This is a genomic window from Nocardiopsis sp. YSL2, from assembly GCF_030555055.1.
Classification (GTDB): Bacteria; Actinomycetota; Actinomycetes; order Streptosporangiales; family Streptosporangiaceae; genus Nocardiopsis.
This window is the reverse complement of sequence record NZ_JAMOAO010000001.1, coordinates 5096850-5118102: the sequence shown is the minus strand read 5'-3', so window position 1 is coordinate 5118102 and position 21253 is coordinate 5096850. Positions and strand designations below refer to the sequence as shown.

15 protein-coding genes are annotated in these 21253 nt (G+C 70.3%); 4 read left to right on the top strand and 11 right to left on the bottom strand.

The genetic code is table 11. The features are described 5' to 3' along the window. Positions 1-64 precede the first annotated feature (64 nt). Both M1P99_RS22545 and rpmG read right to left on the bottom strand, forming a co-directional pair. Positions 65-313 (bottom strand): type B 50S ribosomal protein L31, encoded by a 249-nt coding sequence (locus M1P99_RS22545; RefSeq protein WP_304454570.1) that lies wholly within the window; start codon positions 311-313, stop codon positions 65-67. A gap of 20 nt (positions 314-333) precedes the next feature. Continuing rightward, entirely contained in the window at positions 334-498 is a 165-nt protein-coding gene (rpmG, locus tag M1P99_RS22540; RefSeq protein WP_053616566.1) for a 50S ribosomal protein L33, read from the bottom strand. A 177-nt stretch (positions 499-675) separates the two neighbouring features. On the opposite strand from rpmG, the gene M1P99_RS22535 reads away from it, so the two are divergent. Continuing rightward, complete coding sequence (locus M1P99_RS22535; RefSeq protein ID WP_304454569.1) at positions 676-2454, top strand: PhoX family phosphatase; 1779 nt, start codon at positions 676-678, stop codon at positions 2452-2454. A 249-nt stretch (positions 2455-2703) separates the two neighbouring features. Here the strand turns inward: M1P99_RS22535 and M1P99_RS22530 are convergent, their stop codons facing one another. From M1P99_RS22530 to M1P99_RS22510, 5 genes are all read right to left on the bottom strand, one after another. Further along, positions 2704-4470, bottom strand: a complete 1767-nt coding sequence (locus tag M1P99_RS22530) for an ABC transporter ATP-binding protein (RefSeq protein ID WP_304454568.1) — start codon at positions 4468-4470, stop codon at positions 2704-2706. A gap of 95 nt (positions 4471-4565) precedes the next feature. Next, entirely contained in the window at positions 4566-5579 is a 1014-nt protein-coding gene (locus tag M1P99_RS22525; protein ID WP_304454567.1) for an ABC transporter permease, read from the bottom strand. A 91-nt stretch (positions 5580-5670) separates the two neighbouring features. Continuing rightward, positions 5671-7425: an ABC transporter substrate-binding protein gene (locus M1P99_RS22520; RefSeq protein WP_304454566.1), complete on the bottom strand. Its 1755-nt coding sequence runs from the start codon at positions 7423-7425 to the stop codon at positions 5671-5673. A 101-nt stretch (positions 7426-7526) separates the two neighbouring features. Next, entirely contained in the window at positions 7527-8588 is a 1062-nt protein-coding gene (locus tag M1P99_RS22515; protein WP_304454565.1) for an ABC transporter permease, read from the bottom strand. Positions 8589-9607: 1019 nt separating this feature from the next. Then, a complete protein-coding gene (locus tag M1P99_RS22510; RefSeq protein WP_304454564.1) occupies positions 9608-10111 on the bottom strand; it encodes a cellulose synthase in 504 nt (167 codons plus the stop codon). Between the two features lie 276 nt (positions 10112-10387). Here M1P99_RS22510 and gndA point away from each other — a divergent pair, with 276 nt between their 5' ends. The 3 genes from gndA (at position 10388) to M1P99_RS22495 (ending at position 14116) form a co-directional block, all read left to right on the top strand. Then, complete coding sequence (gndA, locus tag M1P99_RS22505; protein WP_304454563.1) at positions 10388-11827, top strand: NADP-dependent phosphogluconate dehydrogenase; 1440 nt, start codon at positions 10388-10390, stop codon at positions 11825-11827. A gap of 91 nt (positions 11828-11918) precedes the next feature. Then, on the top strand, positions 11919-12521 hold the full coding sequence (locus M1P99_RS22500) for a TetR/AcrR family transcriptional regulator (protein ID WP_304454562.1): 603 nt from the start codon (positions 11919-11921) through the stop codon (positions 12519-12521). Then, positions 12518-14116 (top strand): carboxylesterase/lipase family protein, encoded by a 1599-nt coding sequence (locus M1P99_RS22495; RefSeq protein ID WP_304454561.1) that lies wholly within the window; start codon positions 12518-12520, stop codon positions 14114-14116. The genes M1P99_RS22500 and M1P99_RS22495 overlap by 4 nt, the downstream gene beginning before the upstream one ends. 78 nt (positions 14117-14194) lie before the next feature. Here M1P99_RS22495 and M1P99_RS22490 read toward each other — a convergent pair whose 3' ends face one another. The 4 genes from M1P99_RS22490 to metH all read right to left on the bottom strand — a co-directional run bounded on the left by M1P99_RS22490 (position 14195) and on the right by metH (position 21099). Beyond that, complete coding sequence (locus M1P99_RS22490; RefSeq protein ID WP_304454560.1) at positions 14195-14899, bottom strand: HAD family phosphatase; 705 nt, start codon at positions 14897-14899, stop codon at positions 14195-14197. Positions 14900-15305: 406 nt separating this feature from the next. Then, entirely contained in the window at positions 15306-15875 is a 570-nt protein-coding gene (locus M1P99_RS22485) for a TetR/AcrR family transcriptional regulator (RefSeq protein ID WP_304454559.1), read from the bottom strand. Between the two features lie 174 nt (positions 15876-16049). After that, positions 16050-17147, bottom strand: a complete 1098-nt coding sequence (locus M1P99_RS22480; protein WP_304454558.1) for an NmrA family NAD(P)-binding protein — start codon at positions 17145-17147, stop codon at positions 16050-16052. A 478-nt stretch (positions 17148-17625) separates the two neighbouring features. Then, positions 17626-21099 carry a methionine synthase gene (gene metH, locus M1P99_RS22475; protein ID WP_304454557.1) on the bottom strand — a complete coding sequence of 1158 codons (3474 nt, stop codon included), beginning with the start codon at positions 21097-21099 and terminating at the stop codon, positions 17626-17628. Between the last annotated feature and the right edge of the window lie 154 nt (positions 21100-21253).

Below are 21253 nucleotides of genomic sequence, written 5' to 3'. Positions count from 1 at the left end.
GGATCAGCCCGGCCGACCGGGCCCCGCGCGGCCGTGCGGCGGGGTGGTGCCCCGCCACGGCGGATCAGCGCTTGCGCTGGTAGCGGCGCTGGAAGCGCTCCACCCGGCCGGCGGTGTCCACCACGCGGGCGGTGCCGGTGTAGAAGGGGTGGCTGGCGCTGGAGATCTCCACGTCGATGACGGGGTAGGTCCGGCCGTCGGTCCACTCCACGGTCTTCTCGCTGGTGGCGGTGGACCGGGTGAGGAACGCGAAGTCGGCCGCGCGGTCGCGGAAGACGACCGGCCGGTAGTCGGGGTGGATGCCGGGTCTCATGGATGCCTCCTGGTGGCGGGTCAGCGTTCCTCGCGGAACTCGACGTGGCGGCGGGCCCTGGGGTCGTACTTCTTCAGGACGAGCCGGTCGGGCGTGTTGCGCCGGTTCTTGCGGGTCACGTAGGTGTAGCCGGTTCCGGCGGTGGACTTGAGCTTGATGATGGGACGGACCTCGTTGCGCGCCATGTGTGCCTCCTTCGCGGTCACAGACGATACAAGTCAATGATAACCGTTTTCATTCCCGACTTGAACGACACTCGAAGCCGAGCACAATGTCCGGGTTTGACTACACAGTGTGATGGAATCTCCTTCGACCGCTCTCGATCGCGGACCGGACGCGGCACTGCCCAGGCGAGGAGAGACATGGCGCACCACATCCACGACCCCGCGCACCCCACCCGGCGGCGGGCCCTGCTCACCACCGCGGGGCTGGGCGCACTGGGGGCGTCCGCCCTCGTCGGCGGCCCGCCCTCGTTCGCCGCCGCGCTCGCCACACCGCTCACCGGCTCGCATCTGTCCTTCACCCCCGTCCCGGTCGCCCGCAAGGACGGCGTCACCGTCCCCGAGGGCTACACCGTCCGTGTCCTGGCGCCCTGGGGTGCGCCGATCGGCCCGCGCAGCCCCCGCTGGCGGCCCGACGCCTCCGACACCGCCGCCGCGGCCCTGCGCCAGGTCGGCACCGGGCACGGCGGCGTGCAGTACGTGCCGCTGACCCCGAGCCACGCCGGAAACCGGCGCGGACTGCTGGTGCTGAGCCACGCCACCGCCGACCCCGTCCTGCTGCACGCCGACGGGGGCCAGTCCTCGACCGCCGCCCGCACCGCCAAGGAGATGGCCTCGCTCGGAGTGACCGTGCTGCGGATCGAACTGATCGACGGCCGCTGGCGTGTGCGGGCCGACGAACTCAACCGCCGTCTGACGCCCGCCTCACCGGTGGCCTTCTCCGGCCCCCTGGACGGCCATGCCGCGCTGGACACCGGAGACGAGACGCGGGGGGTCCTGGGCGGGTTCGCCCACGCCACCACCCCCTGGGGAACCTTCCTGACCGGGGAGGACACCATCGCCGACGCCTTCGGCACCGAAGAACGGCGCTGGCGGCCCAGCTCCGAGCAGGAGCGCTACGGCCTGGCCGCCGATTCCTCGGCCTACGGCTGGCACGCCCACCAGCCCCGCTTCGACCTCGCCGCGACGCCCGAGGAGGCCCACCGCTTCGGCTGGACCGTGGAGATCGACCCCTTCGCACCGGACGCCGCCCCCGTCAAGCGCACCGCGCTGGGCCGCCTGGCCGCCCGCGGGGCCGCGGTGACCGAGTCGCGGGGACACGCCGTGGTGTACCTCAGCGACGACACCCACGTGTACAAGTTCGTCACCGCCCGCCCCTGGCGGGACCTCCGCGCCGCCGCCACGAGCCCGCTCGACGAGGGGACCCTCCACGCGGCCCGGCTGGACACGGACGGAACCGGGGCGTGGATCCCGCTCGACCACGGCCGCAGGGACCTGCGCGCCGCGTTCCGGAACCAGGCCGACGTGCTGCTGCGGGCCCGCGAAGCCGCCGATGCCGTGGGCGCCACCACCCTGCGCCGGCCCGGGCGGCCCGCCGTCCACCCCGTGACCGGCACGGTCTACTGCCCCGAGAGCGCGGGACCGGGCGGTGGCCGGGTGCTGGCCTGGACCGAGGGCGCGGGCGACCATGGGGCCGCCGTCATGAGCTGGCGCGAGTTCGCCCGTCCGGGGCAGGGCACGGACGCCCTCGGATCCGTGTTCGGCGCACCCGACGGGGTGCACTGCGGCGTCGACGGCCGGCTGTGGATCACCACCGACGTGTCGGACGTGGCCGACCGGGAGCGACGCGTGCGGTTGGGCAACAGTGCCCTGCTGTGCGCCGACCCCGAGACGGGCGAGGTCCGCCGCTTCCTCACCGGGCCGCCCGGGTCCGCCATCTCGGGTGTGAGCTCCACTCCCGACCAGGGCACGCTGTTCGTCACCGTGCACGGGCCGGGCTCGGCCGGGCCCGGTGACGAGGATCCCACCGCCCAGAATCCCCGGGCGGTCAGCAACTGGCCCGGTTTCGACCCGCGGGGGCGCCCCCGCTCCGCCGTGGTCGTCGTCAGCCGCCGCGACGGCGGCCGCGTCGGCACCTGACGGCCACACCACACTCCCCGCCCCACGAACGCCGGGGCCCACGCGCGGAATCGACCGGCATGGGCCCCGTGCCACGCCAGCCCCGTGCCGGCCCGCCCCGCGCGTTCCCCGCCCCCGGGGCCGGTCGACTAGGGAACCCGTGACAGCGGTCCGCGCACGACGAACGCCGCCGGCGGCGACCACGGTCTCCCGTGGCCACCGCCGGCGGCGTTCGTGTTCGGCCCGGCGGCCGGTCCTGTCGTGGGCCGGTCAGGCGACCCGCTCGCGCTTGGCGGCTTCGCGTTCGGCGCGGTGCCGCCGCGCCTCGTCCGGGTCCAGCAACGGCGCCGCCGTCAACAACTGACGCGTGTACTCGCTCTGCGGCGACTCATACACACTGTCGCTGTCACCCATCTCCACGATCTCGCCCTTCCTCATCACCGCGACCCGGTCCGAGACCTGGCGCACCACCGCCAGGTCATGCGCCACGAAGATATAGGTCAACCCGAAATCGTCCTGCAACTCCGAGAGCAACCGCAGCACCTGGTCCTGCGTCGACACGTCCAAAGCCGAGACCGGCTCGTCACAGATGATCAGCTTCGGCTTCAGGATCAGCGCCCGCGCGATCGCGATCCGCTGGCGCTGACCACCGGAGAACGCGTGCGGGAACCGGTTGTAGTGCCCCGGCTCCAACCCCACCCGCTCCAACAGCTCCTGCACCCGCGCGCGCACCTTCCTGCCATCGCGCTCGCCCTGCACCTTCAACGCCGTCCCGATCGCGTCCCCCACCGTCACCCGCGGGTTCAGCGACGAGTACGGGTTCTGGAACACCATCTGCACATCCCGGCGCAACGGGCGCAGCTCCCGGTCGGACAGGTGCGTGATGTCACGGCCCTCGAACTCCACCCGGCCCCGGGTGGGCTCCAACAGGCGCATGACCATCCGCGACAGCGTCGACTTACCCGACCCCGACTCGCCCACCACACCCAGCGTCTCGCCCTGGCGCAGCTCGAAGGACACACCCCTGACCGCCCAGAAGTCCGTGGAACGCCCCCACAGGCCCCCACGCACCCTGAACCGCTGCGCCACATCCTCCACCCGCAGCAGAGGGGTGTCTGTGGAGGTGCCACCGGGCGTGAAGGCCTGGAAGTCGGCGGGGGCGGTGGTGGCGACGCCGGCCTTCGCGTCGCGCTCGGCGCGGTCGGCGCGGTCGCTGGCGCGGCGTTGGGCGCGGGAGACCTCCACCCGCGGCACCGCGTCCAGCAGCGCCTGCGTGTACGGGTGCTCCGGCGAGGACAGCACCGTGCGCACGTCCCCGTGCTCCACCGCCACGCCCTTGCGCATCACCACGACCTCGTCCACCGACCCCGCCACCACCGCCAGGTCGTGCGAGACCAGGATCAGACCCATCCCCAGGTCCCGGCGCAGCTCGTCCAGCAGATCCAGCACCTGGGCCTGCACCGTCACGTCCAACGCGGTGGTCGGCTCATCGGCCAACAGCACCTTGGGATCGCACATCAACCCCATCGCGATCACCACCCGCTGGCGCATACCCCCGGAGAACTCGTGCGGGTAGGAGTTGATCCGCGTGCCCGGCTCGGGGATCCCCACCCGCTCCAGCGACTCCACGGCCTTCTTCACAGCGTGGGCCTTGGAGGCCTTGGGGTGGTGGATCCGGTAGGCCTCCACCAGCTGGTTGCCGATCGTGAACTGCGGGTGCAGCGACTGCATCGGGTCCTGGAAGACCATCGCGATGTCGTTGCCGCGCATCCGGCGCAGCTCCTTGTCCGAGGCCGTGACCACGTTCTTGCCCACGACCTCGATCGCGCCCGTGATCCGGGCCCGGCTACCGCGGTGCAGGCCCATCAGAGCCAGCGAGGTCACGCTCTTGCCCGAGCCCGACTCGCCCACGATGCCGAGGGCGCCGCCCGCCGGCACCTCGAAGGACAACCCGTTCACCGCGTGGACGTCGCCGTCCATGGTCGGGAACGTCACCCGCAGGTCGTCCACGCGGACGACGGGCTCGGTCGAGGCCATGTCAGATTCCTTTGATAGTGCTGCGCCGAAGGCGTCCGTTGAAGGTCGTGGGCGACGGGTGGGCCGGCGGCAGGAAGCCCGGCCGCCATCGCGTGCTAGCTCGCGATCCGCACCCGCGGGTCGACGATCGGGTAGAGGAGGTCGACGATGAGGTTGCAGAGCACGATGAAGAACGCGCCCATCAGGGTGACGCCGATGATCACCGGAAGGTCCTTGGACACGATCGCGTCGATCGCGAACTTGCCGATGCCGTTGAGCGAGAAGGTGGTCTCGGTCAGGATCGCGCCGCCCAGGACCAGGCCGATGTCCAGGCCGAAGATCGTCACGATCGGCGTGAGCGTCGGGCGCAGCGCGTGCTTGAGGATGACCCGGCGCTCGCTCAGGCCCTTGGCCCGGGCGGTACGGATGTAGTCCTCGCCCAGCGTCTCCAGCATCCCCGCGCGGGTCTGCCGGGCGTACTGCGCGGCGTGCAGGAAGGCCAGGGTCACCCAGGGCAGGAACATGACCTGGAACCAGCCGATCGGGTCCTCGCCGAGTGGCACGTAGCGCGGCACCGGGAAGATGTTCCAGCTGTGGACCAGGAAGGCCAGGGACAGCAGACCGGTGAAGTAGATCGGCAGGGACACACCGACCAGGGCCAGGGACATGGCGATCCGGTCGAAGATGCTGCCCTTCTTGACGGCCGACAGGACGCCGACCGCGACGCCGCCGACGACCCACATGACCGCCGCGCCGGCGGCCAGGGACATCGTCACCGGGAGCCGGCTGACGATCTGCTCCAGGACCGGGGTGTTGGTGGTGAAGGAGTAGCCCAGGCACGGGGCCGCGCACTCCACGGTCTCGCGGCCGAAAGTGAACTCGGCACCGAAGAGCAGGTCCCTGACGAAGTTGTAGAACTGCACGGCGATCGGCTGGTCCAAGCCCAGCCGTTCCACCGTGGCCTCGAGCGCGGCCGGGGTGGGTGCCTTGCCCACGTACATGGCGGCCATGCCCTGCGGGGTCACGCCGGCCCACTTGGGCAGCACGAAGAAGATCCAGAAGGTCACCATCGTCACGATGGCGAGCAGCAGCACGCCCGCGCCGAGGCGGCGAAGAATGTAGGTCAGCATCGCGGTCGGCGGCGGGGGTGTCCACGGGGCCGTGGATCCCCCGCCGCCTTCACCTGCCTTGTCGTACTAGTTCGGAACGTGGCCGGTGTGACTAACCGCGGTCGACACCCAGGGCCATGAAGTCGTACATGGCGTATCCGGGCTGGAAGTAGACGTTGGTCAGCTCGGTGGAGCGGTAGTACATCTGGCGGTCGAAGACCACGGGCAGGATGGCGGCCTGCTCCATCACCAGCGTGTCGACCTGGGCGTAGATCGAGGCGCGCTCGTCCGGGTCCTCGGTCTGGACGGCCTCCTGCCAGAGCTCGTTGATCTCCGGGTCGTCGATCTCGGCCATGTTGTAGTTGCCGGTCTCGACGATGGCGGCGCCGTCGGTGATCGGCTGGGCGAAGCCGTAGCCGGTGGGCCAGTCGGGGATCCAGCCGGAGACGCTCAGTCCGATACCGTTCTCACGGACGAAGTCCCGGGAACCGGCGTACTGGCCGTAGAAGTCACCGGCCGGGTAGGTCTCGATGTCGGCCTCGATGCCGACGCGGCCCAGCGCCTCCTGCAGCGCCTCGGCGGTCTGCACGTCCTTCTCGCGGCCCTCGCGGGCGGCGATGACGGTCTCGAAGCCGTCCTCCTCGCCGCACTCCTCCAGCTTGGCCTGCGCGGCCTCCAGGTCACCGGTGTTGTCCTCGGAGGGGTACAGGTCGCTCTCCGGGTCCGAGCCGGGGAGGGCCGGCGGCAGCAGGTTCGTCGCGATGTCGCCGCCCAGCTCTCCGCCCCAGGCGCGGTGCATGCTGTCGCGGTTGGCCGCGTACATGATCGCCTGGCGGCAGGCGACGTCCTCGATCACCGGCGTGTGGATGTTCACGTAGCGCAGCGCGCCCGAGTACAGGTTGTCCATGTTGGGGCGCGCGGACTCGTCGCCGGCCAGGCGGCTGTGCATGGCCGGGCCCACACCGGTGCCGCCCAGGTCGACGTCGATGTCGCCGTTGACCAGGCGCTCGTCGACCTCGTCCTGGCTGATGCCGAGCTGGACTTCGATGTTGTCGGGCAGCGCGGAACGGACCGGGTCGGTCTCGGGGTCCCAGTGCTCGTTGCGCTCCAGCTTCAGGCCCACGCCCGGCTCGTACTCGCCGTCGAACTTGTAGGGACCAGAGGAGACGACCTTCTGCTGGTAGAGCTCACCGCGGTCCGCGTCGACCGGCACGGGGGCCGTCTGCGGCATGATCAGGATGTTGGGGAACTCCGAGAAGCTCTCCTTGAGCTTGAAGACCAGGGTGTGGTCGTCCGGGGTCTCGATGGCGTCGAACTCGCCGAGCGGGTCCGAGGACTCGAAGACGTTGAACTCCGGGTCGGCGTCGAGCTTCTGGGCGAAGTAGCTCGGGCCGTTGGCCAGCGTGCCGCCGTTGAAGTCACCGCGGATGATGCCGTACTTGATGTCCTCGGCCGTGATCTCGGAGCCGTCCTCGTACTTGAGGCCCTCCTGGATCTGGACGGTCCACTCGGTGAAGTCCTCGTTGGGCTCGGGCATGCCCGCGGCCGTGTCCGGGATGAGGTCGGTGGCGTTCTCGCCCGGCTCGTTGTTGTAGGTGAGCAGGGTGCGCGCGTAGTAGCGCGAGAAGTTCCAGCTGAAACCGTAGTAGGTGTTGCCGGGGTCGACGGAGTCCCAGTCCTGGGCCATCGCGTAGCGCAGGGTGCCGCCGGTGGCGTCCGAAGCGTTGACGATCTCCGTCTCGGCGAGGTTGAAGCCGGCGCCGTCGGCGCTGCCACCGCCGTCGGCGCTGTCACCGCCGCCGCAGGCGGCCAGGAAGATGGATGCCGCCGCGCCGAGCGCGACGAAACCGAGGGTGCGTTTCCTCAAGGGAGTACCTCTCTACGGAACCTGATGGGGATGAGTGGACCCGCGGGTTGATCCGCGTCCGTTCGGGGATGGGCGGGCGCCCCGCCCCGCGCCGACGTGGGTCAGTCCGAGGTCTTGGGGTCGAAGGCGTCGCGGAGGCCGTCACCGAAGAGGTTGAAGGCCAGCACGGTGATGAAGATGGCGAGGCCGGGGAAGACGATGAAGTAGGGGCCGTTCTGGTAGAACGGGATCGCCTCGGACAGCATCTTTCCCCAGCTCGGGGTGGGCGGGTTGATACCTACGCCCAGGAAGCTCAGCGCCGCCTCGAACAGGATGTTGGTGGGGATGAGCAGCGTGGAGTACACGATGATCGGCGTGACCAGGTTCGGCAGGATCTCCTTGACCAGGATGTGCCGGTTGCTGGCCCCCAGGCTGCGGGCCGCCTCGACGAACTCGCGCTCGCGCAGGGAGAGCGTCTGTCCGCGGACGATGCGGGCGATGTAGGGCCAGTTGAAGAACCCGATGATGAAGACGATGACGCCGATGCGCAGGCCATTGCCGGTCAGGCCCAGCACACCGTCGGGGATGACGCCCACGAGAGCGATGGCGAACAGCATCAGCGGGAAGGCCAGGAAGATGTCCATCGCCCGGCTGATGACGGTGTCGACCCAGCCGCCCTTGTACCCGGCGATGATGCCCATCACGGTACCGATGGCCACGCACACCAGGGTGGACAGGAAGGCGACCAGCAGCGAGATCTGCGCGCCGTAGAGCAGGCGGCTGAAGAGGTCGCGGCCGGTGGTGGGCTCGACGCCCAGCCAGTGGTCGGAACTGATACCGCCCCAGGGGTCGGTGACCGCGAAGCCGGTGGCCGGGTCCGTGGGGTTCTCCGGGTCCTTGAAGGGCAGCCGGGTGCCGGCGTCGATGAGGTCCTGGTGGTACTCGGTGGGCGGGTAGCCGAACCACTTGACCAGCAGCGGCGCGAGCGCCGCGGCCAGAACGAGAAGGGCGACGACCACGCCGGAGACCATGGCGACCTTGTCGCGCCGCAGCCGCTGCCACGCGATCTGGCGCAGTGACCGGTTGTCCGAGTCGGCGTGCCCGCTCGCGGACTTCGCGCCGGACACCTCGACGTCGCTCGCGGGCGGATCCGCCGATTCGGGGGCATGCGAGGGCGCGCTCATCAGGCCACCACTCTCCACTCATACGCTTCGGCCGAGGAGAGGGCGGGAACCCGCGCGTGAGTCCTGAAGGGGTACCCCTGATGGGGCCTCACGGTGGGAGCCTGCCGGGTCTCGGCACTGGCTGGCATAGGCGTCAGGTCGGCTAGGGCGGGAAGGTGGTCCGCCGCCGCCGGTTCCGGCTGCACGGTGTGCCCGTCTTCACCCTGAGGTGTTGGGCACATCCCGCCGCCTGAACGCCCGGGCTGTGACACAGCGACCAACCTACTCGCGGATTGGACACCTATCGTCCAATTTCCGGCCATGTAGCTAAATCGTGACAAAGTATGGCAAAAAACTCATAATTGCCCAAGGGGGCCAAACTTCGTATTCATCCCACGACTGAGCTGACCTGGTCGGATGCACCGCAGGTCGCGTTGGTCACGATACGTCCGGTGAGATGATGACTCGTCCGCCAAGGCCCAGTGCTATGGCAAGTGCTATGACCCGGAACGTCCTTTGTTACCGGTCCTCGACACAACGAAGACCCGACCGTAGCCGGGCCTGCCGAAGGTGCCGCCATGGGTTCCTGCGATGACTGAGAGTGACCACACGCGAGTCCGGAGCCCCCCGGCCTCGCCGGACCCCAGAAGGTCGGACGTGCAGGTGCAGCCCTGCGGCACCCCAGGCGGGTTGATCCGGGCCGAAACAGGAAGGACCGCGCCGCAGGCGTCCGTTGAGGGTGGTGGCGGGCGACGGCGTGGGCACGAGCGGAGGCCCGAAGAGAGCACGGCGAAGGGGCGCCCCGAGCCCTTCCCGCCAACCGTCAGCACAGGGGGGTTGATCCGGGCCGAAGCAGGAAAGGCTGCGCCGCAGGCGTCCGTTGAGGGTGGTGGCGGGCGACGGCGTGGGCACGAGCGGAGGCCCAAAGCAAGCACGGCGAAGGGGCGCGCCGGGGCCTGCAGGAGGAGACGTTGCCGCCAGCGAGCTTGCGAGCCAGGCGAGTCGACGACGAAGGACCCGGCGTCAAGCGCCCCGAGCACCTACTCGATACCGCGCTTGCGCAGCATCTCCTCGATGTCGCTGAAGTCGGAGAGGTCGTCGGCCCCGGACTTCTTCGGCGCCTTCGCGCCGACCTGGCCCGCGGGTCCCGCGGCCGGTCCGACCGCCTTCGCTCCGCCCTCGCCCTTCGGGGCGCTCGGCCCGTCCTTGGCCGCCCCGCGCGGTGAGGTGCCCAGGCCACGCAGGCGCATGAAGCCCGAGACCACGTAGAGGACCACCGAGAGACCCACCAGGACCGCTCCCGCCCAGACCAGCGGGTTGAGCGCCAGTCCGGCCACGATGCCCAGGAGGCTGAGGACGAACTGCCAGATGGCGTTCATCAGGCCGAGCAGACCCGCGGCCAGCGGCAGCAGGGACCACGCCACGCCGCGCAGCCCCGAGGCGGCGCCCTTGCGCCGCCACACGAAGAAGGTGATGAGCAGACCCGCGATGGTGAGGGCGGCTCCCAGGGAAAGGCCGGCGGTTGCTGTCAGGTCGTCAGGCATGGCACCAGTCTCCCATCCGGCGCCGCTCCGCACATCCGGACGATCCCTTAGGGCGAGCCCCGGTCCGGCGCCTCGCTGCCCGGAGCCCTCCTCCGGGTATCCCCCTCGTCCCCACGCTACCCGCGCACCAGAGGCCCCCACCGGGCGCCGCCCGGCGGCTGTGAGGCACGAGACACGCGTGGACGGCGACGCGCGGCGGCCGCAGCCGGGCACGGGGCCCCCGCTCTCCTAGTCTGATCGGCAGGGTCCCCCTACAGCCACTCAGGAGTCGTACACATGAGCACGCAAGCCCAGATCGGTGTCACCGGACTCGCGGTCATGGGGCGCAACCTCGCCCGCAACCTGGCCCGGAACGGCTTCACCGTCGCGGTCCACAACCGCACCGCGGCCCGGACCGACGCCCTGATCGAGGAGTTCGGGCAGGAGGGCGACTTCGTCGCGGCCCACACCGCGCAGGAGTTCGTCGCCGCGCTGGAGCGCCCCCGCCGTCTGGTGGTCATGGTCAAGGCCGGAGCGCCCACCGACGCCGTCATCGACGAGTTCGCGCCCCTGCTGGAGCCCGGCGACATGATCATCGACGGCGGCAACGCGCACTTCGCCGACACGCGCCGCCGCGAGCGCCGCCTGCGCGAACAGGACCTGCACTTCGTCGGCACCGGCATCTCCGGCGGCGAGGAGGGCGCCCTGCACGGGCCCAGCATCATGCCCGGCGGGTCGGCGGAGTCCTACGCCGTGCTCGGCCCCATCCTGGAGCGGATCGCCGCCAAGGCCGAGGACGGCACACCGTGCGTGTCCCACGTGGGCCCCGACGGCGCGGGCCACTTCGTGAAGATGGTGCACAACGGCATCGAGTACGCCGACATGCAGCTGATCGGTGAGGCCTACCAGCTGCTGCGCGATGTGGCGGGCTACACCCCGGGCCGGATCTCCGACATCTTCCGCACCTGGAACACCGGTCGGCTGGACTCCTACCTGATCGAGATCACCGCCGAGGTGCTCGCGCACGTGGACGCCCGCACCGGGCAGTCGTTCGTGGACGTGGTCGCCGACACGGCCGAGCAGAAGGGCACCGGCCGCTGGACCGTGCAGACCGCGCTGGACCTGGGCGTGCCGGTCTCCGGCATCGCCGAGGCGGTCTTCGCTCGCTCGCTGTCGGGGCACGTGCCGCTGCGCGAGGCGTCGCGGTCGCTGGAGGGTCCCAAACCGCAGGCGCTGACGGAGGAGGAGGCCGCCGCCTTCGCCGACCGCGTCGAGCAGGCGCTCTACGCCTCCAAGATCATGTCCTACGTCCAGGGCTTCCACGAGATCACCGCGGGCGGTGAGGAGTACGGCTGGGGAATCGACCCGGGCGCGGTCGCCGCCCTGTGGCGCGGCGGCTGCATCATCCGGGCCGCGTTCCTGGACCGTATCCGCGCCGCCTACGACACACGCCCGGACCTGCCGAGCCTGCTGTCGGACGCCACGTTCGCCCGGGAGGTCGCCGACGCCCAGGACGACTGGCGCGAGGTCATGGTGGCGGCCACCCGCCAGGGCGTGCCCGCGCCGGGCTTCGGAGCGGCGCTGGCCTACTACGACTCCCTGCGCGCCGAGCGCCTGCCCGCCGCGCTCGTCCAGGGCCAGCGGGACTTCTTCGGTGCCCACACCTACCGGCGCACGGACCGGGAGGGCGCGTTCCACACCCTCTGGGGCGGCGACCGCTCCGAGGTCGAGGCGTAACCCCCGGGCACACCGCAGGGGCGGGACCGCGACGCGCGGTCCCGCCTTCTTTGTCACTTGTGCGTTTTTTGACATGTGTTAATTTAGCTCCATGGAGAGCGACCAGAAGACCGACCGGAGGGTGCGGCGCTCTCAGGCGGCGCTCATGCGCGCCGCCGTGGAGCTGGTGACCGAGCGCGGCACCACCGCCATCGCGGTGTCCGACCTCGCCCAGGCGGCCGACGTGAGCCGCCAACTCGTCTATCTGCAGTTCGGCGACCGCGACACCCTGCTGCTGGAGGCCGCGCTCGACCTCGTACGGCGCGAGCTGGTCACGCACACCCCGGTACCGGCCGACATCACCGACCCCGACCGGCACCTGGCCGCGGCGAAGCACTTCGCGCGCTACCGGACCTTCTACCGGGCGATGGTCACCAGCCCCTGCGGCTACGCCCTCACACTGGCGCTCAGCGATCTGCTCGCCCCGGCCAGTCGGCTCATCGTCGACCGGATGACCGCGGGAACGGCCTCCCCCGAGCTGGCCGAGGACCTCACCCGGTTCGTCGTCGGCGGATGGGCCGCGTTCTTCAACACCTGGCTGGTCGAGAGCCCCGATCCCCTCGACGCCGAGGCGTTCACCGCCCGGCTCATGCGCATGGTGCCGGCTCTGACCGGCGCCGACGCCCTCTCCATCCCACCTGAGGAGACCCCATGACCGCGGTCGAACCCCGAACGGCCACCGACGAGCCCGAGGCCGGGACCACCACCGGCCGGATCCGCGGCCGCCATGAGGGCGGCCTGGCCGTCTTCCGCGGCATCCCCTTCGCCGAACCCCCCGTGGGCCCCGACCGGTTCATGGCACCGCGGCCCGCACGCACCTGGGACGGGGTACGCGAGGCGTTCGCCTTCGGTCCCCCTCCACCCCAGGAGATCCCCGTGCCCGAGACGTTCGCGTTCGGTCCCCCTCCGCCCCATGAGAGCCACGGGTCCGGGGACGCCGCGCCCACGGACGACAGAACCGACGGCGACTGGCTCACGGTCAACGTCTGGACCCCGGGCGTCGACCCGGCCGCCGCCCGCCCGGTGATCGTGTGGATCTACGGCGGTGCCTACAAGGTCGGCTCCTCCGACGAGCCCTACTACGACGCCCACCGCATCGCCGGCGACGGCGACGTCGTCACGGTCACCTTCAACCACCGCGTCGGCATCGAGGGCTTCGCCCAGATCGACGGCGCCCCGGCCAACCGCGGTGTCCTCGACCAGATCGCCGCTCTGGAGTGGGTACGCGACAACATCGCGGCCTTCGGCGGCGACCCCGCGCAGGTCACCGTCGTCGGCGAGTCGGCAGGCGCGGGGGCCGTCGCCTGCCTGTTGACCGCGCCCGCGGCCCGGGGGCTCTTCCACCGCGCGATCGTCCAGAGCCTGCCGGGCACCTTCTTCAGCCCGGAGCTGGCCGAGGACGTCACCGCCGCCATCGCCGCGGAGATGGGTCTGCGCCCCACCGTGGCCGATCTGTCGGGGGTGGCCCCGCGCGTACTCCCCGCCGCCGGGGCGGCGGTCAGCCGCGCCCTGCGCAGCCACCAGGACCGGTGGGGCGCGGTCGCACTCACCCCGACGCCGTTCTCACCGGTCGTGGACGGCGACGTCCTGCCCGTCACACCGTGGCGGGCGCTGGCCGACGGCGCCGCGCGGGACGTGGACCTGATCGTCGGCCACACCCGGGACGAGTACCGCCTCTTCGTCGCCACGTCCGAGCTCGTCGGGCAGATCGACGACGCTCGGGCGGCCGAGGCCCTACGCGTCTTCGGCCCGGGCCCGGACCCCGAGCGCGCCTACCGTGAGGCCTTCCCCGACGCCTCGCCCGAGCGACTGTTCGAACTCGTCCAGTCCGACTGGCTCATGCGTATGCCCTCGCTGCACCTGGCCGAGGCGCAGGTCCGCGGCGGAGGCCGGGCGCACATGTACGAGGTCACCTGGTCCGCGCCGGGCAACGGCGGTGCCCTGGGGGCCTGCCACGGACTCGACGTGCTGCTCCTGTTCGGCGTCTACGACACGGATCTGGGCCGGCTGTTCCTCGGCCCCGACGGCGTCCCGGAGGCCGAGCGCCTCTCGGCCCACGTGCGGCGGGCCTGGACGGACTTCGCCGCCACCGGCGACCCGGGCTGGCCCGCCTACGACACCGAGCAGCGCCTGACCCGCCTGCTGGACACGGAGCCGCGCACCAGCGCCTACCCCGAGGAGGCGTCCCGCCGCCTGTGGCGGGACCACGTCTTCGCGCCCCTGCCCCTGGTGCGGGACCGGGACCGGTGATCCTTCCGGGGCCCGGCGCTCTCGCCGGGCCCCGGGCACGGGCCGAGGCGAGGCGAGGCGAGGACCGGGGGAGGCCGGTCAGCGGTCGGCGACCAGCGACTCCAGCCACTCCATGTCCACGCCCACCAGGCTGTCGCGGAAGACCACGCCCTCGCGCGGGGGGATCTCCACGTGGTCGGGCACGGCGACGGTCACGCAGCCGGCGTCGGCCGCGGCCGTCACACCCACCAGGGAGTCCTCGAAGGCCACGCAGCGCCGGGCGTCGACGCCCAGACGGCGGGCGGCCCGCAGGTAGGGGTCGGGGTCGGGCTTGTTGGCGGCGACCTCGTCACCGGCCACGGAGTCGTCGAAGCTCTCCAGGCCGATTCCGCCGATGGCGGCTTCGATCAGCTCGCGCTCGGTGGAGGTCACCAGGGCGACCGGGATGCCCGCCTCGGAGACCATCCGGACCAGCTCCTTGGCTCCCGGGCGCACCCGGGCACCGCCCTCCAGCTTGCGCCGGAACTTCGCGTACAGCCTCCGGGCGACCTCGCGCGGGGCGAGGTCGGCGCCGGTCAGGCCGATGATGTAGCGGGCCACGGGGTCGGCCGCGTTGCCGACGTTGCGCGCGTGGTCCTCCTCGGTCCACACCCCGCCCAGCTCGGCGACGAGCTCCGCCTCGGACTCCCCCCACAGGTGCTCGCTCTCGATGAGCGTGCCGTCCATGTCCAGCAGGACCGCCTGGAGGCGCCTCCCGGCCTCGGCCTCGGACGTGTCTCGGTTCAGCGTGATCGGTTCGCTCATGCGCACGGTGGCGCCTCCTCGGCCGGTCGGCCGCGGTGGCACCACGCACTCCCTCCAGTATCGGACTCCCCCGGTCGCCCACGAGGCGCTCAGGCGTTCCTTGCGTCCACCATCGTGCTGGACCGTCGGCACACGGCCCGTGAAAAACGCCTGTCGGTGCGGCGTCCGGGCGGCGAACTCTCCTCTGGGGCGCTTCCGCGCGCGCGTCCGCCGACTCCGCACACCATCGTGCTGTGCGGAGACGGTCGCGTCGACCCCCGCCTGTCAAGAGGGAGGGGGATCACACGCCGATCAGACGTCGAGGTCGACCCCCCGGCGCGCACGCCCTTGGTGGACGCCTCCCACTCAGCGCGTGCGGACAAGGCACTCTCGGGGACGTGGCCCGGACTGCTCGAAGACGGACGCGTCAGCGCATGCCCGCCACGTCGAGCAGGGTGGCCACAGTAGGCGCGATGAGCCCGGTCAGCTGGTCGGCTCCGATCCCCGCACGGGCACTGGCGCCGTCGAAGACCAGGCTGAGCTGCCGGGCCAGGAGGTCGGGATCGCTCGCCCCGCCCTGTTCGGCCTCGGAACGGAAGAACGCTGTCAGATTCGCCTTGACGTGGTGAGCCACCCGGCTCGCAGGGTGGCTCTGGTCCTTGAGCTCGACCTGGACGGCCAGGTACCGACACCCCCGATACTCTGGCACGCCTGCCTGAGACTCCACCTGCTCGAAGACGTGCAGGATCCGCTCGCGGGGGGAGCGGCCATCGTCCACGGCGGGCAGTAGGGTCGCCGCGAAGGCGGCGGCGCGCTCCTCCAGACTCGCGGCGAGCAGTTCGTCCTTGCTGTCGAACAGCTTGTACAGGGAGCGCTTCGACACCCCTGCCGCCCTGCACAGTGCCTCGACGCCGATGCCGACACCGTCCCGGTAGGTGAGCGCGGCCGCCGCCTCCAGCAGTCGATCTCTGGTACTTGGCTTTGCTTCGGTGGTCATATCGCGAGCGTAACTGGAGGCGGACGAAATGAAAACCGATCGGTTTTCAAGGGTGGCAGGGTGCGGGCGGCCCCGCCACCAGCACGCCGAAGCCGACCAGCGCCCTGACGTTTCCGTGCTCGCCCTCGACGGTGTCGCGACGGGATCGTGGGAGCTCGCCGACAGTTCACCCGTTCACAGCTTTCCCGTCCTGAGATCCGCACTGCTCTTGAGGATCGCGGAGTCGAGACTCCAGTTCTCCGGCTGAACCCTCTCCCACAGACTTCCCTTGCCGAGTTCCCTTCCCACCTGGTCCTCTCGACGGAACCACTGCTCGGCACTTCTGATCCTGTCGGGGTGGATTTCGTCGAGCAGAGCGTAGTCCCTGGTGATAATTCCGTGCTTCCACACATTCCAGAAGCCCGTGAAATTGTCGCGGAAGCTCATGGTGCTCTTGTCGTCGGGGTCGGCGTTGTATCCGGCAGGGTGATCAGCGATCCCCTTCAGGTCCGGGCTGTTCCAGTACGCGTCCAGATCCGTGTCGATGTACTGTGCCGGATGCCCGGTGACCTTTTCGAACGCCGCAGCCATATCGGTATAGGTCATGTGTTCGATGGCGACTTCGAGGTCCATGCCGTCGGCACGCTCCGGGTGGTCGAAGAGCCAGCGGACGTAGAAGCCGCAGTCCTCGAGAGCCACGTGGGGAACGGCTCCCCCACCGAGAGGGACCCGCCACGTGACGACACCGTCCTCGATGGCGGGCGTCATCGGCGTGAGCGGTGAGATCGTCATCTCCATATAGGGGCCCGAGGTGAAGACCGCCGCTCCCATCCTGTTCCTGTTCTTTTCGTTCTGAAACAGTACCCACTCGGCCATGCGGCCTTTTCCGTCATAGTGGCCGGTGCGGAACCTGGAGTCGTAGCCTGACTTCTTGAGGGTGTAGTCGAGGTTTCCATAGACGAAGAACTTGATGCCCTCTTCGATCGCTATCTCGTAACTGCGGATGGCCCAGTAGGTCTCGGTCTTCTCGCCGGTGTTGAACCCGTCGATGTTGATGAACGCCCCGTCACAGCCGCGAAATCCCTCCCGAAGCACCTCTTCGTCGGCGAACGACCCTTCGAGGACGGAGACATTGCCGAGCGCGAGGAGGACCTGGGCCCGGGGGGACGTGGAATCGCGCGTGAGGACTCGGACGGAGTACTTCTTGTCGGCGACAAGAGAGCGGACGACGGGCATTCCTTGAGCCCCTGTACCGCCGATGACGAAGATGGAGGAGGTGGCGTGAGAAGACATGGCTTGCGACTCCGGAGTTGAGTACGCGCGCGGCGGGCGCTGCGTGTTCGAGACCGGTCTCCGCATCAGGTCGGCAGGCAGGCGCCCTTTTCGGAAACCGATCGGTTTCATGCAGAGTACACCGATCGGTTTCCGAGTGGCAAGCGCCCTCTGTTCAGGACGCCGCCCGGCCGGCCTCACCGCAGTGGCCTCTGGCGAGCCGGCCCCGTGCGGCCGCGCGCGGCCGGGAACCGTCGTCGCCGACCATCAGTCGGGAAAGCGGTTGCCAGCGTCCCGTGCCCCTCGTCGGGGCCCTGCCATCAGAGATCACCGAGCCACGATGAACCCATCGACGACCACCGGGGCGCCGACTGGCCTTGTCGGGACGGCCTTCCCCACGCCCTCACCCTCTCGGCCGCCACCGCCGCTGGACGCACGGGGAGACCGAGGGGCGGCGGCTCCTGGGCCGCCGCCCCGACAGGTTCGGTGCACTGATGACTCAGACGTTGAAGTACGTCGCCTCGGGGTGGTGGATGACGATCGCGTCGGTGGCCTGCTCCGGGACCAGCTGGAACTCCTCCGACAGCGTCACCCCGACGCGCTCGGGCTCCAGCAGGCGCATGATCTTGGCCCGGTCCTCCAGGTTGGGGCAGGCCCCGTAGCCCAGGGAGAAGCGGGCGCCCCGGTAGCCGAGCTTGAAGAAGGCGTCGAGCTCGGCCGGGTCCTCGCCGGCGAAGCCCAGCTCGGCCCGCACCCGCGTGTGCCAGTACTCGGCCAGTGCCTCCGTCAGCTGTACCGACAGCCCGTGCAGCTCCAGGTAGTCGCGGTAGGCGTTCTTCTCGAACAGCTCCGCGGTGGCACGGCTGATCGCCGCGCCCACGGTCACCACCTGGAAGGACACCACGTCCAGCTCACCGGACTCCTTGGGCCGGAAGAAGTCGGCCAGGCACAGGTGGCGGTCGCGGCGCTGGCGCGGGAACGTGAAGCGCGTGCGCTCGGCGGCGCCGTCCTCGTCCAGCACGACGAGGTCGTCGCCCTCGCTGTAGCAGGGGTAGTGCCCGTGCACGACCGCGGCCTCCAGCAGGCCGTCGGTCTGGATACGGTCCAGCCACATCCGCATGCGGGGGCGCCCCTCGGTCGCCACGAGCTCCTCGTAGGAGGGGCCGTTGCCGCCGCGGGCGGCCTTGAGGCCCCACTGGCCCATGAACGTGGCGCGCTCGTCGAGGAAGGCCGCGTAGTCGGCCAGCGGGATGCCCTTGCTGATGCGGTCGCCGAAGAACGGCGGGACGGGCACCCGGTTGTCGGTGGCCACGTCGCTGCGGGCGGGCATGTCCTCGGGCTCGGTCACCTTCAGGGTGGCGCCCTTGCGCACCCTGCGCTGGCGCAGGGCGGGCAGCTCGGCGCCCTCCTCGCCGCGCTTGACGGCCATGAAGGTGTCCATCAGGCGCAGGCCCTCGAAGGCGTCCTTGGCGTAGCGGACGTGGCCCTCGAACATCTCCGCCAGGTCCTGCTCCACGTAGGAGCGGGTCAGGGCGGCGCCGCCCAGCAGCACGGGGAAGCGCTCGGACAGGCCCCGGGAGTTCATCTCCTCCAGGTTCTCCCGCATGATGACCGTGGACTTGACCAGCAGACCGGACATGCCGATGACGTCGGCGCGCTCGGTCTCGGCGGCCTCCAGGATCGCCGAGACCGGCTGCTTGATCCCGATGTTGACCACGTCGTAGCCGTTGTTCGACAGGATGATGTCGACCAGGTTCTTGCCGATGTCGTGGACGTCGCCCTTGACAGTGGCCAGGACGATCCGGCCCTTGCCGTCGTCGTCGGTCTTCTCCATGTGCGGTTCGAGGTAGGCCACCGCACCCTTCATGACCTCGGCGGACTTGAGGACGAACGGCAGCTGCATCTGGCCGGAGCCGAACAGCTCGCCGACGGTCTTCATACCCGCGAGCAGGGTCTCGTTGACGATGGCCAGGGCGGGCTTGCTCTCCAGCGCCTCGTCGAGGTCGCCCTCCATGCCGGCCATCTCGCCGTCGATGATCCGCCGCTCCAGGCGCTCCCACAGCGGCAGCGCGGCCAGCTCCTCGGCGCGCGAGGCGCGCATGGCCTTGGCGTCCACGCCCGTGAACATGTCAATGAACCGCGACAGGGGGTCGTAGTCGTCCGTGCGCCGGTCGTAGACCAGGTCCAGGGCGACCTGGCGCTGCTCCTCGGGGATCTGGTTGATCGGCACGATCTTGGAGGCGTGCACGATCGCCGAGTCCAGGCCGGCCTCGACCGCCTCGTGCAGGAACACCGAGTTCAGCACGATGCGGGCGGCGGGGTTGACGCCGAAGGAGAGGTTGGACAGGCCCAGGGTGGTCTGCACGTCCGGGTAGCGGCGCTTGAGCTCACGGATGGCGTTCAGCGTCTCGATACCGTCGCGGCGGGTCTCCTCCTGCCCCGTGGTGATGGGGAAGGTGAGGCAGTCGATGATGATGTCGCTGGTGCGCAGGCCCCAGTCGCTGGTGATCTCCTCGATGAGGCGGCTGGCCACCCGCAGCTTCCACTCGGCGTCGCGGGCCTGGCCCTCCTCGTCGATGCACAGGCCGACCACGGCGGCGCCGTGCTCCTTGACCAGGCGCATGATGCGCTGGAAGCGGGAGTCGGGGCCGTCGCCGTCCTCGTAGTTGACGGAGTTGATGACCGCGCGCCCGCCCAGCGACTCCAGGCCCGCCTCCAGGACGGCGGGCTCGGTGGAGTCGAGCATGACCGGCAGGGTGGAGGAGGTGGCGAAGCGGAAGGCGAGCTCGCGCATGTCGCGCACGCCGTCGCGGCCGACGTAGTCGATGTTGAGGTCGAGCAGGTGGGCGCCGTCGCGGATCTGGTCGCGGGCGATCTCGACGCAGGCGTCCCAGTCCTCGGCGAGCATCGCGTTGCGGAACTTCTTGGAGCCGTTGGCGTTGGTGCGCTCGCCGACCGCGAGGTAGCTGGAGTCCTGGCGGAAGGGCACGCTCTGGTAGAGCGAGGACGCCGCGGCCTCCACCAGCGGCTTGCGCTGCTTGATGCCGCGGCCCTGCACGCGCTCGACCACCTGCCGCAGGTGCTCGGGAGTGGTACCGCAGCAGCCTCCGGCCATGCTGAGACCGAACTCGCTGGTGAAGGTGTCGTGGGCGTCGGCCAGCTCGGAGGGGGTGAGCGGGTAGACGGCGCCGTTGGCGCCCAGCTGCGGCAGGCCGGCGTTGGGCATGCAGGAGATGGGCACGGTCGCGTGGTGCGAGAGGTAGCGCAGGTGCTCGCTCATCTCGGTGGGCCCGGTGGCGCAGTTCAGGCCGATGACGTCGATGCCGAGCGGTTCCAGGGAGGTGAGCGCGGCGCCGATCTCCGAGCCCATCAGCATGGTGCCGGTGGTCTCGATGGTGACCTGGGCGATGATCGGGACGTCCTTGCCCAGGGCACGGCGGGCGCGGTCGGCACCGACGACGGCGGCCTTGACCTGGAGCAGGTCCTGGCAGGTCTCGATGAGGATGGAGTCGGCGCCGCCGTCGATGAGGCCGCGGGCGCACTGCTCGTAGTAGTCGCGCAGGTGGGCGTAGGGGGCGTGCCCCAGGGTCGGCAGCTTGGTGCCGGGGCCCATCGAGCCCAGGACGTAGCGCGGCTGGTCCTTGGTGGAGTAGGCGTCGGCGGCCTCGCGGGCCACGCGGGCTCCGGCCTCGGCGATCTCGTAGGTGCGGTCCTCGATGCCGTACTCGGACAGGCCGCCGAAGTTCGCGGAGAAGGTGTTGGTCTCGACGCAGTCCGATCCCACGGCCAGGAAGGCGGCATGGGTGTCGTGCACGATGTCGGGCCGCGTGATGTTGAGGATGTCGTTGCAGCCCTCGTGCCCCTGGAACTGATCGAGGTCGAGGTCGTGTGCCTGGAGCATGGTGCCCATGGCGCCGTCCGCGACGATGACACGCTGGGACAGTGCTTCACGGAAGTTCAGGCGAGCGCTCATAGTGCACAACTCTAGTCTCGGGGCACCGCGGGAACCCAGTCTGTTCCCGGCGGTTGCGGCACTGGATCGACCCCCGGTGCGGGCGGGTCGGGACGTCCGGGGACAGCTGTGTCCTGGGCGTTCACTGCTGGCGAGGCTACCTCATGGCGCGTAT